Source organism: Staphylococcus sp. LCT-H4 (assembly GCF_001866145.1).
Classification (GTDB): Bacteria; Bacillota; Bacilli; order Staphylococcales; family Staphylococcaceae; genus Staphylococcus; species Staphylococcus succinus.
This window is the reverse complement of sequence record NZ_MODY01000002.1, coordinates 112,671-125,071: the sequence shown is the minus strand read 5'-3', so window position 1 is coordinate 125,071 and position 12,401 is coordinate 112,671. Positions and strand designations below refer to the sequence as shown.

The following is a 12,401-nucleotide window of genomic DNA, read 5'->3' as shown; positions in this document are numbered from 1 at the left end:
GGATGTATAATATAACCATCATTACTACTAGAGGTGACATCAATGAAAAAAGTGATTATGATATGTGCAATCATAGCAATAATTACAACTATGCTTATTTTCTACTGTATCTATTTTAAGACGCAACTTTCCTCCACAAATACTTCTATTGAAACGATTAAAATAACGTATAACAAACCTTTCATTTTTGTTGGCAAAAAAGTTCCCTCGAAAATAGCTTCCATTACATATGATAAAAGCAAAGGCTATATTAATGACTGGTTTGTAAAATCAAATGATAGAATCAAAAAAAACCAAGTCCTTTTTGAATATTATAACCCATCGATTGAACAGCAAATAACTACTAAACAAAAACAACTGTTCTATTTAAAACAAAATAAAGGTTCCCATTTAAACTTACTTAAACAAGAAATGCTAAAGTTGCAAGCAGATATTCAACAATTACAAAACCAACTTCGCACAAAAGTATACGCTCCCGAAACAGGTACAATCTACGTGAATAATCATTCCCCTTCTCAAAGTGAAGATATCATTCTTCATATTTATAATTCTAAAATGCTCATAAAAGCAGCAGTTCCTGAGTCTATAATAGAATCATTACATTTAAAAGATAAAGTGATCATACGCCATTCAAAACAAAAAACTTTTTCTGGTGAAATAAGCTATATTGCAAAATTACCAATCAATTTTCAAAAAAATCTTAAACATTCTCACTATTTAGTAGAATTTATTTCGCAAAATAACCTTCCTATTGGGAAGCATGTCCAAATTGAAGTTCCAAATCATATGATTGAATTACCAAAATCCACAATATATCAAGGGCAATTTGTTTTTATACAAAAAAATAATAAATTTATTAAAAGGGTTATTAAAACTCAAAATATGGGTAATAAAGAACATGTAACAATCGTCGACGGATTAAAACCGGGAGAAGTAGTTGTTAAAAATGCTGATATTATGCGCTCTAAAAATTAGATGTGCACATCATAATTAGTAAGCGCTTTAATTTTTTTAGTGTTCTTGTTTAATTTTTATCTAATGACAAAAAATTGAAATTTGATAGAATAAAATTATTTTCTTGGATTGGTCTGTAAATAATTGTATTAAATACAGAAATCATTATTGTAACGCTTAAACACTTTTTTGTTTACTTTCTATTTTTATTTAGTTATAATAAACTAAATAAAAGAGGCTTTAATAAATTTTATTCAAATATAATTGAGTCATAAATTATGAAGAATCTTTGTATTCAACTTTGAATTAAGACAAATAATTATACAAAAATATTTTTAATATGTATACTAAATTGGGAATTAGAATAGGGAGGAATTAGGATGGCTATCACAAAGATCAATGATTGTTTTGAATTATTAGCTATGGTCACATATGCTGACAAATTAAAAGGTATTATTAAAAAGGAATTTTCTGTAAGTTTCGAGGAATTCGCAGTATTAACATATATTAGCGAACACGAAAATGAAGAATATTATTTAAAAGATATCATTAACCATTTAAACTATAAACAACCCCAAGTGGTTAAAGCTGTTAAAAACTTGTCACAAGAAGATTACTTTGATAAGAAACGTAACGAACACGATGAAAGAACTGTTTTAATTTTAGTGAATACTAAACAACGTAAAAAAATCAATGAGTTATTATCTCGTGTTAATCAACGCATTAAAGATGCTAATGACGATAAAGAAGTTTAAAAAATCTTAAAGTTACTACCCAACGCATACAAACTACCCACCACTTATAATAGTTGGTGGGTTTTTATTGTGTCTTAATTCCAATATAATAAGTAATAACATTTCTCTTCAATATTTTATAAAGCTTAATTTAATTCAAACGCTAATTTTCACCATATTTTATAATACTTAAAAAATAACATTTATGCAAACAGGAGCAATCACTAAATTATAGTAATTGCTCCTCTTCATAATCAAACTATTATTTTTTCCTTGAATTCCAAAGTTATATTTATTTAATTATTAGTTTTTAACTTTGATATTCCAAAGCATTTACAAATTTAAGATAAATCTCCATAAAATGCTCAGCTTCTTCTACATGTGGTGCATGACCTGAGTGATTAAATTCAAATATTTTTAATGAAGTAAACGCATCATGATATTGTTGAAAACTTTCTTTAGAACATAATGGATCATAGCGACCATAGATAACTAAAGTAGGAACGTTCACATGCTTAATTAAATTATTTTTATCATACTCTGGAAAATTCATCAGAGCTCTCGTTGCAATAGCACTATCTTCAGATGACTGACGACTATATATCAATTGGTTTTGAAACCACTTTTTAGCAACATCTTGTTTTTTGTACAAATAAGGAAATAAAATAATGAGCGCTTCAGATTTATCAAAGCCTTCAATTTCATCTTGATGTTCAATCATCAACTTATTCAATCCATGCACACTATTATTTAAGTTAGAAGCAATGAGTGTGAGCGATCTTACGCTTGTTTCATATTGATCAGTAAAGTGCTTTGCAATCACCCCTCCCATATCGTATCCAATTAAATGTGCCGGTTCAATGCTCAATTTATGCATCAATATATTCAAATCTGAGACATGATCTTGCAAATGAAAAGAATTAGGTTTTGATGATTTACCATGGCCTCTTACGTCATAAATAATAACTTCAAAGTACGTTTTCAATTTATTTTTTAAATCATATAAAGAGGCCATATTTCCGTCAAGCCCGTGAATTAATATAATAGGAATACCTTGACCCTCGCGGATGTATGCAATCTCGGTGCCGAAACTCGTTTCAATTTTTTTCATCATGGGTCACCTCCCTTTACAAAACTAATATACCCTCATTTTGTGTTTATTACGCTACAATTCATTATTCTTCTATATTTAATTTTTTATAAATTCTTTTATGTTATCCTACATAAAAAGCATCCATCAACAAGATAAACGAAATAATCGTTATCTTGTTGATGGATGCTTTTTCATTATATTTCACGCTTATTTTAATTTCTTGATGATATACGTATCGTATAATAAATAATCACAATAAGTAATAATACCCATATAACTATGGATCCGATTTGGGCAATGTTTGAATTCTTAATCATAGCGTCTATTGTTTTTTGACATAATAATAATCCAATGCCAGTAAATTCTAATCTTCTAAAATAAACACCTGAAATACTAAATATAATTCCTACAAAAAATACAAATTGATGGGCATATATGGTTACTGCTACGATACCTAAATTCAAATCAAATGCATGAACAATAACGAGCACAAATGCAGCACCTGCCACAATCAAACCAATAATCCTCTCAAATTTGTTACTATACAAATAGTTTTTCCAATCTATTCGCAAGTAAATAAATATTGAAATTGGTAAAATCACCAAACAATAGAATATTGATAAACCTGAAGCAGCTTGAAATGATACATAATGCTTATCATATAAATAGGACAATAATATAAAATTCACAATAAAAAATACAATAGGATTCAGCTGCAATGTAAATAAATTGCGTTGTATGGTCAAAATAATTTCTGCTGGTGATTTACTTCTATACTCAATATAATCCTTGTCTTGAGCTTCCGATTTATGAAAATCTTTTTTCAATTTTTCCTTAATATCGTCTATTAAATTCGGTGAAAGACCTTTATGAGTGAAGTAATCATTAATATTTTCTACTAATACTTTGTCATTAACTCTCATGGTAGGCTCCTTAAAAATATTATTAAAAATTTATCCAGTAAATAATAATATTTAACTTTTTATTGATAAATGTTGTATTTGTTTACTTCAATTTAATTTATAATCTCATACTTTTTCATAATTTGAAAATAAAATAACCGACAAGTATTAAATTCACACTTGCCGGTTATGTTATTCATTTTATGTGTTGCTAGTGATGTTTATTTACTAATATCTATGCGATATAGTTTAATATCTTTATCACTTGGTGATGCTGAACTAAATTGATATGACACATCGTCATCTTGGATATAACCAAAATTACCTGTCACATTATTATAATGTTCACGTGTAATAGCATTATGGCTTACATGCTCAGTTACTTCTTTGTAAGATGGACCATCTGTATCATTATAGCTCATAGAAACACGTGTAATCTTACCTTCATTCTTCTTACCGTTTGTAGTTACGACTAGCACGCCATCATCTTGTTTAAACTCATAGTAATGCTCTTTACCATCAGGTCTATGTGAATAAATAGGTTTACTATTATTTTTCAATACACTTTGAATGGATGATCCTAATTTAGCACCTTCTAAAGTTGTGTCACCTTGTTGTAGTTGATCAACACTTTGGATAGAGTTACCTGAAGCTGCTGAAGCACTTCCTGCATTAACTCCAGAAAATGCCAAACCTGTGACTAAAACTGCTGCGACTAATTTTTTCATAGCACTCTCTCCTTCTATTAATTATGCGTTATTTTTTCCTTATTCATATTGTACTATAAATATTACTTAATTAACAGTGAGGTTACAGAAATATTACAAAAATTTCGTCACTGTAATAAGAAAGCAACTTAAAGTGGTATATTTACCATTATTGTTTTAACTGCTATTCATATTACCTTATTCAATTAATTTGTTACCGTTGTTTCGTGTTCATTAATAAAATTTTTACTAAGTTCAATAAATCTAGATTTTTCTTCTACAAACGGATAAAGACCTGATTCTTTAAAAACTTCAAACTTAACATCACCAATATAATCACCAAATTCTTTAGCTTCAACAACACTAGTACGTTCTCCATGTTGGCCAACAATAATTAATGTAGGTGAATTCACTTTCCCTAGATAATAAGAAATATTATTATTATTAAATGATTGTTTTACAGCCGACAATTCATTTTTAGTCGCGATGCCATTTGTGTTGTCTAACTGTTTCAAAAATTTCTTAACCTTTCGTTTTGAATAATATAAATGTTTATCAAGAAATTTTTGTTGCTTTTCTTCATCCCAATTCCTTATTTTGTTGGCATATTTACGATATAATCTTTCAGCTGGATTCATGTCGTTTAACATTGTTGGATTAACTAATGTTAAGGATGTAGCAAGTGTTGGAAATTCAGCTGCAATTGAAACAGCTATAGAAGCGCCCATCTCATGACCTATGAATGCACATTGTTCAATATACAAATAATCTAATAAAGCTTTTACATCTTCTGCATATGTTTTAAAATGTAGATTATTCGGTTTATCAGAATAACCGTGCCCTCTTAAATCAATTAATACAACCTGATGATTCGTATTCAATTTCTTTTCAATCTCATTAAAAACAGTTAAATTATCAAACGCAGTGTGAATCATAACAATAGCATTGCCTTCACCACTCGTTCTATAGTTTAATGTTATGCCATCATTTGTGGTAAATAATTCCATACTGTCAGCTTCCTTTCTTCGCAATTGGTAATATCGATAATAGTTCTTCCATCGTTGTAATAGTAAAATCCACCTCTTCTGGTAAAGGTTCTACCTCTACATCATCATCTTCTTTAAACCATACACTAATCATGCCCATTGCTCTTGCTGGGGCTACATCATTGAGCGCGTCATCGCCAACATACATCGTTTCTTCGGGCTTGGTACCCAATTGAGATAACATATCCTCAAAAACCTTTGGATGCGGTTTACGAAACCCAACTGTTTCAGAAGTAGTAAGATAGTTAATAGCATCTTCAACCCCTAAAGCATGTAAGCGATATTGCTTAATTTTTGATTTACCATTAGCAATAACCCCAGTCAAATATCCATATTTCGATAACTTTTCAAGTGTATATAAAGTATCATAATAAGGAAATACATAACGATAAAAATGCATTTCAAAATCATTGAATAAGTCCTTCCATGTTAATCGATCAACATGGAAATCTTTTATGATTGCTTTATATAATTCTGGTTTATCATGATCCTCATCATCATCTAATTCTATAAATTTTTTCCTGAAATCTGCAAGTTGAATACGCACTAAATAATCATGAAACCTTTCATATTGTTCTTCTATAAATTTATCTCTAGATTTTTTGCGGTCTAATAATGTACCTTCTAAATCGAATACAACTGCTTTTACTTGAGTTAAGTCCATATTCATAACCTCTTTATTTCAAACATTTATTTTCTTTTTTTATAAGTACTACAATTTATATTACATGATGGCTTTTTAAATAAGTTTTGTTATTCATACATACGGGGTTGTGAAATCATTATATAAAACAAAACAGGAATACCTAATAAAGCCAGTATAATACTTGCTGGCACTTGGAATGGATCCAAGATAATACTTCCTAACCAATCTGAAAGCACCATAATTGTACCACCAATTATCATATTAAGTATCATTTGTTGTCCCAAATCATAATTTTGGCTGTGCCTTTTTACAAGTTGTGGTATGACCATACCTACGAAGCCAATAACACCTACATATGCGACGATAACAGCAGTTAAGATAGATGAAATAAGCAAGACTCCATAAGTTACACTTTGGACATTTAATCCTAAAGATTGAGCACGTAAATTTCCAAGTTGTAATAATTTTATTTTTGAAACCATACATAATAAAATCAATCCACCTGTAACTAACACAACGCCGATATAAATAACTTCATTATATTCTGCAGAAGAGAAACCACCGAACATATAATTCACAATATTATTCAATTTATTTTGATTAAATATTATTAATACATATAACAATGCATTGAATAATGCGCCTATCATTATCCCTGATAATATTAATGTACGTACTGGGTATCCTCTCGACATTGCTGTAGTTAAAGCAATAACTAAAATAAGCGTAGTAATACTGAATATAACAGAAAACAGCGGTAACCAAAAAAATGATAAACCAAGCACTACTGCTAAACCTGAACCAAATGTAGAACCACTTGCTAATCCTAAAGTAAAACTATCAGCCAATGGATTATTTAACAATGTCTGAAACATATGCCCAGCAAGCGTTAAACCTACACCAGCTAATAACGCTTCTAATGCTCTTGGAATTCTGACCTGAAAGAGAATGGTTTTTGATAATAAACCATTTAAGTCACCAATCCCCCATAATAAACTTAATAATATACTTATAATAAGTACACTTGTCCAAATGATTAATGTCTTATAGTACTTCATTTTTTTGCCACGCTTTCAGTAGTATCTTTCAATTATTACAATACCATCTGATTTAAATTAAAACTACAGTATTTTATCTTATATACAACAATATATACTAAGATGGTATGTGCTTTTTAAACGCTTATGGAAACTAGCACCCTTTTAATATCTATCATTTAAAAAGTAGAAAAGTATACTAACCTAATGTTATCAAAAAGACAAAATTAAATCCCTTAAATTACGCAGTTAACTTTATTCTATATTGCTATAACTAGATTATAAAATAAATAACAAACAATAAACTTATGCTCTAATCATTTGTTATTCTGTGTTTACATATGTAAGTAGCTTAGCGATTAATATGCTAATAAAGTAAATTATAACTGTATAAACAACAATTAAGTTAACAGGTGTTTCTGGCTTGAAATAACTTACTGCCTGTTCATTAGAATTCAATAGATATATAGAAAATATGATGGAGCTTATCATCGAAACAATGTTTAACATTAAAACGATTACTAATTTATACTGTCCGATTGATAGACTATTCAATGTGATAAGCATTACCCCAAATACAATATAACCAATTATTGTAAACGATAGGTAATCTGTAAAAATACCTAAAAATGTAAAAGGCAATATATATGCAACTGGTATGAAATTCTTCATGATGAATCTCCTTTTAATAAAGTAACTAGTTTAATATCTCATGATATATTTTTAATTTTGAGTTATCTTTATAATAATATCAATAAAACAAAAACTTTTCTCATTATTTTTATATAATAAATATACTAAATATTTACAGTAAATAATTAATATTATTAAAATTACTGATTATAAAAGTTACTTCAAAAATTAATATTCAACATCAAGAGGAAGTAGAACAAGTAATTGAATAAGCAAGAAACGCTGGTGCTACTATCATAATTGAACTTCACAAATCTTTTCGGGGTGGTTATTCAGGATATTTTCAAGATCCAGACGGTCATCTGTGGGAAGTAGTATGAAACCCTAATTTAGTAATCAAAGAATAAATCTATATTATAGACTCTGAATACAAACCACACTACTTTGAAATAGAACAGCCAACCCAAATAAAATGGGTTGGCTGTTAACTTTATATGACTTTATTTCATTTTTAAAAGCGCTACGTTGAAGTATTAAGGTATTTTACGAAATATTTTTCATTTACACTTTAAATACCAAATTAAACTAAAAAACGAAGTTACTATTCCAGTTAGTTATTTTTATAAATAGCTTCCTTCAAGGCTTTTAAACCATCGTCTATACGTGGCCCTGGTCTAGAAATTTCGTCACCATTTACCGATTCTATGTTAGATTGCTTCACAGCGTTTATATCTTTAAATCCACCACGTTGCGATAACTCTTTTTTATAATCTTCTTTAGATATTCCCATAGTAGATATCATCATATCTGGATTTTTCTTAATAATAGCTTCCTTACTCACTTTTTGCCATCCTTCTAAATTAGAAAAGCTGTTTTGGGTTTTCAATTGCTTTAACATATCATCAAAAAAAGTATGTTTGCCAGCAGTATATATTTCTGGCTGTGATGAAATTTCCATAAATACTTTCTGGGATTTACTATTTTTAGGAATTGATGCTTTTACTTTTTCTATATTATTTTTTGTTTCTTTTACAAGTGCTTTCGCAGCTTTTTCTTTACCTGTTATTGTACCAATTTGATTGAATGTGTCATACATTTCATTAATAGATTGCGCATCTTTTACGTAAACTACTTTTACACCGCTTTTTTTCAATGATTTTAATACTTCACCACTTGTCGCTTTTTGTGACTCGTGTGCTAATATTAAATCTGGCTTTGCCTTCAACAAAGTTTCTTTGTTTAATTTCATAGCGTCAAATTGTTTTTTGTCTTTTACCTCTTTGGGATAGTCATCCACAGTTGATACTCCGACCACTTTGTTTCCTAAACCTAATTCATACAGTATTTCTGTATTACTAGGCATCAATGATATGATTCTATGATAAGAAGGGGTATCCGACTTTCCAGCTTTATGATTAGCTTGATCTTGTCCTGTCCCACAAGCCGCTAACAATAACACTAAAATGATAGAAAGATATAATATTTTGTATATTTTTTTCATTTCATTGTCTCCTCATTGTCTTTTACATCTATCATATCAAATTCTCAGTGCTTATCTACTATGTTATTTCAAAATAACAATCTAAAAATGTGTATTTCTTTTTATCTTTACCATTAAAATAATTTTTCCCAAAGTTATCTAATAGTGCATGAAATTCATTCGCATCTTCATTTGTAAAATTTTCTGGTAACATAATATGTTTTTTTAATTTTTCGTAGTTCTCAGTATGCTTATAACCGAGCTTCCTATAAATTCTACGTGTATAGCTATCAGGAATAAAGGTTACACCACCAAATATATATACTATAAGTACATCTGCTGTTTCACTCCCAATACCTTTAATTGTTAATAAAGTTGACCTTAAATCACTTTTATATTTTTCAGCTATTGCTTGATAGTCAAAATTAAATTGCTGCAACCAACGTAATAACGAGATTATTGTTTGGGCTTTGTTTTTATAAAAGCCACTAGATTTTATCAATGTTTGAAGTTCTTCTATCTCTAATTTCAAAATGTTTTGCACTTGTAATTGCGTCTTCTTTTTTAATGTTTGAATGGCGTAATCCGCATTTCTCCAGTTTGTATTTTGGACCAATATCGCCCCCAAAATTATTTCTATTTTAGATTCTGCTGGCCACCAACTTTGTGGTCCCATGTGCTCATATAACTTGCGATATAAGGTGTAGGTATCTAGCATAATTTAACTCAACTCCTATTCACTTAAAATAAACACCGTTCTCATCATTATAGTATGAAATAAAAAAAAGAGCTGCAATGATTTGTTAACATGGTTTGGAGGTGCATCCAACAGTGTTAACAAATCTATCGCGAGCTCTATTAAGCATGCAATTTAAACTGCTTTATTATTTACATAGCTTCTGGTGCATTAACACCTACTAAATGTAATGCGTTGCGTAAAGTAATTTTAACTGCGTCAATTAAAGCAATTAACGCTTTTGTCTTCTCAACATCATCTGTTAATACTTTTTCAGCATTATAGAATCTGTGGAAATGTGCTGCCAAATCTTGAATATAATTTGTAATTCTGTGTGGCGCTCTATGCTCTGCTGCGCTTTCGATTGTCTTTTCAAATTCCGCAACTTTCTTTAATAAATCAATGGCTTTATCATTGGTAATAAGCGCATAATCTGCATCAGTTGAAGGTGTAATTCCTCTTTCTTTTGCTTGATTTAAAATAGAACAAATACGCGCATGCCCATATTGTGCATAGTACACTGGGTTGTCTTGAGATTCTTGCTTAGCAAGTTCCATATCAAAATCAAAGTGCGTATCTGGACTACGCATAGTTAAGAAATAACGTGCTGCATCTACGCCAACTTCGTCCATGATTTCACGTAAAGTAATCGCATTCCCTGTACGTTTACTCATCTTAACTTCTTCGCCATCTTTCATTAAACGTACCATTTGCATGATTTGTATTTCAAGACGATCGCTATCAACACCAAATGTTTCCATTGAAGCTTTCAAACGATTTATATAACCATGATGATCTGCACCAAATAAGTTAATCAAAATATCATTACCACGTTGAATCTTGTCAAAATGATAAGCAATGTCTGGTAAGAAGTAAGTGTAATTACCATCTTTTTTAATTAACACTCTATCTTTGTCATCATTAAATTCTGTAGTACGTAACCATGTCGCACCATCTTGTTCATATGTGTAACCAAGTTCTGCCATTTTATCTAAAACTACTTGAATTTCACCTTTTTCGTATAGTGAAGTTTCGCTAAACCAATTATCATAATGTGTATTAAAATCAGATAAATCTGTTCTTAATTTACCCATTTCATAATCAACACCAAGTTGTCTAAATGTTTTTATGCGTTCGTCTTCGGAAAGGTCTTTTAATTCAGGTTGTTTAGTAGCTAAATCTTTACCAATATTAATAATATCTTTACCGTGATAACCATCTTCTGGCATTTTATATGCCGTATCACCTAGTGCTTCAAAATAACGCGCCTCAATAGAACGTGCTAATTTAGTAATTTGATTACCTGCATCATTAATATAATACTCTCTTGTTACATGATAACCTGCCGCTTCTAAAATGTTCGCTAACGTATCACCTACAGCTGCATTACGCGCATGACCAATATGTAAATCACCTGTTGGATTTGCTGACACATATTCCAATAAGACATTTTGACCATTAGCTTCTTCTACATGTCCAAATTTTTCATCTTTTTCAATTGCTTCAGATATAATAGCTGTTAAATACGTATTATCTAAATAGAAATTAATAAACCCTGGACCAGCAATATCTATTTTTTCTACTTTTGCTTTAGATGTATCCAAATTATCTACAATTGCTTGAGCAATTTCACGAGGATTACGTTTCGCTATTTTGGTTAAGACCATTGCAATGTTTGTTGAATAGTCTCCATTTTTATTATCTTTTGGAATTTCAATTTTTATTTCTGGAACTTCACTTACATCCACAAGTTGTGCTTGCTGAATACTTTTATAAATTTCTTCGATTAACGTCTGTTTCACCTGGTCAATTATATTCATTTACGGTGTCTCCTTATAAGTTATTTCATATTGATAAGAACCCATCTTCTCTTCATCTTGAATTAAATCATAATGTACTTTTAATTTTCCCCCATCATCTGTTACAAAGTGCAAAATGGAATGTGTACGTACGGTTAATGGTATGCGACCACCACTAATTTCATATAAAGTAATGGTATCCTCACCTTCTACAAAATGAAGGTTCATTTTTATTTCTCCATTACGAATAATTTTCACACCAGTCGCTTCGATTTTAACTGTAACATTTACAGTCGCCTCTTCGATTTGTTCCTGATAACGTATAAACTCTGCTTTACGTTTTTGCCAAGAGCCTTGTGTATTTAATGAAAATTTTTCTTTATGATCTTTTTGTTTTACCACTTGTTTTGTATGGATTTCAACATTGTTTTCCAATGTACGTTTCACCCTAATCTTTAAAATAATACACATCATTATAGCATACTTGAAATGTGCATTACAGTTGCTAAAATAATTTTAACACCATGGCTTTAATGTTTACAGCTTTCTTTTCATTCTAGTCTGTACACATGGCTACTATAAAATAAAAAGAAACCAAAATACTTAATATTTAGCACTTGGTTTCTTCAGTGGT

At 29.8% G+C, this 12,401-nt stretch carries 13 protein-coding genes and 1 pseudogene; 3 read left to right on the top strand and 11 right to left on the bottom strand.

Going from position 1 to position 12,401, the window contains the following annotated elements; all coding sequences use genetic code 11:
- Nucleotides 1-42 precede the first annotated feature (42 nt).
- Nucleotides 43-975: an efflux RND transporter periplasmic adaptor subunit gene (locus BK821_RS05525; protein ID WP_071331394.1), complete on the top strand. Its 933-nt coding sequence runs from the start codon at nt 43-45 to the stop codon at nt 973-975.
- A 359-nt stretch (nt 976-1,334) separates the two neighbouring features.
- Nucleotides 1,335-1,709, top strand: a complete 375-nt coding sequence (gene sarA, locus BK821_RS05520; protein WP_069823490.1) for a global transcriptional regulator SarA — start codon at nt 1,335-1,337, stop codon at nt 1,707-1,709.
- 289 nt (nt 1,710-1,998) lie between these two features.
- Here sarA and BK821_RS05515 read toward each other — a convergent pair whose 3' ends face one another.
- The 7 genes from BK821_RS05515 to BK821_RS05485 all read right to left on the bottom strand — a co-directional run bounded on the left by BK821_RS05515 (nt 1,999) and on the right by BK821_RS05485 (nt 7,791).
- Nucleotides 1,999-2,799, bottom strand: a complete 801-nt coding sequence (locus tag BK821_RS05515) for an alpha/beta fold hydrolase (protein WP_063410208.1) — start codon at nt 2,797-2,799, stop codon at nt 1,999-2,001.
- Between the two features lie 194 nt (nt 2,800-2,993).
- Nucleotides 2,994-3,704 carry a hypothetical protein gene (locus tag BK821_RS05510; RefSeq protein WP_071331393.1) on the bottom strand — a complete coding sequence of 237 codons (711 nt, stop codon included), beginning with the start codon at nt 3,702-3,704 and terminating at the stop codon, nt 2,994-2,996.
- 200 nt (nt 3,705-3,904) lie between these two features.
- A complete protein-coding gene (locus BK821_RS05505) occupies nt 3,905-4,411 on the bottom strand; it encodes an SA0570 family protein (protein WP_046837070.1) in 507 nt (168 codons plus the stop codon).
- A 185-nt stretch (nt 4,412-4,596) separates the two neighbouring features.
- Entirely contained in the window at nt 4,597-5,397 is an 801-nt protein-coding gene (locus tag BK821_RS05500; protein WP_046837069.1) for an alpha/beta fold hydrolase, read from the bottom strand.
- 4 nt (nt 5,398-5,401) lie between these two features.
- Nucleotides 5,402-6,100, bottom strand: a complete 699-nt coding sequence (locus BK821_RS05495; RefSeq protein WP_046837068.1) for an HAD family hydrolase — start codon at nt 6,098-6,100, stop codon at nt 5,402-5,404.
- A gap of 89 nt (nt 6,101-6,189) precedes the next feature.
- A complete protein-coding gene (locus tag BK821_RS05490) occupies nt 6,190-7,140 on the bottom strand; it encodes a FecCD family ABC transporter permease (RefSeq protein ID WP_071331392.1) in 951 nt (316 codons plus the stop codon).
- Between the two features lie 303 nt (nt 7,141-7,443).
- Nucleotides 7,444-7,791 (bottom strand): hypothetical protein, encoded by a 348-nt coding sequence (locus tag BK821_RS05485; RefSeq protein WP_071331391.1) that lies wholly within the window; start codon nt 7,789-7,791, stop codon nt 7,444-7,446.
- 248 nt (nt 7,792-8,039) lie between these two features.
- On the opposite strand from BK821_RS05485, the pseudogene BK821_RS13700 reads away from it, so the two are divergent.
- Nucleotides 8,040-8,132: pseudogene (locus tag BK821_RS13700) on the top strand (VOC family protein); the annotation flags it as partial.
- 230 nt (nt 8,133-8,362) lie between these two features.
- Here BK821_RS13700 and BK821_RS05480 read toward each other — a convergent pair.
- From BK821_RS05480 to BK821_RS05465, 4 genes are all read right to left on the bottom strand, one after another.
- Nucleotides 8,363-9,253 (bottom strand): ABC transporter substrate-binding protein, encoded by an 891-nt coding sequence (locus BK821_RS05480; RefSeq protein ID WP_046837065.1) that lies wholly within the window; start codon nt 9,251-9,253, stop codon nt 8,363-8,365.
- 58 nt (nt 9,254-9,311) lie between these two features.
- On the bottom strand, nt 9,312-9,950 hold the full coding sequence (locus tag BK821_RS05475; protein WP_071331390.1) for an endonuclease III domain-containing protein: 639 nt from the start codon (nt 9,948-9,950) through the stop codon (nt 9,312-9,314).
- Between the two features lie 170 nt (nt 9,951-10,120).
- Nucleotides 10,121-11,788 (bottom strand): arginine--tRNA ligase, encoded by a 1,668-nt coding sequence (gene argS / locus BK821_RS05470; RefSeq protein WP_071331389.1) that lies wholly within the window; start codon nt 11,786-11,788, stop codon nt 10,121-10,123.
- Nucleotides 11,789-12,238, bottom strand: coding sequence for a YwiB family protein (locus BK821_RS05465; protein ID WP_371261092.1), 450 nt, complete (start codon nt 12,236-12,238; stop codon nt 11,789-11,791).
- Nucleotides 12,239-12,401: the final 163 nt, after the last annotated feature.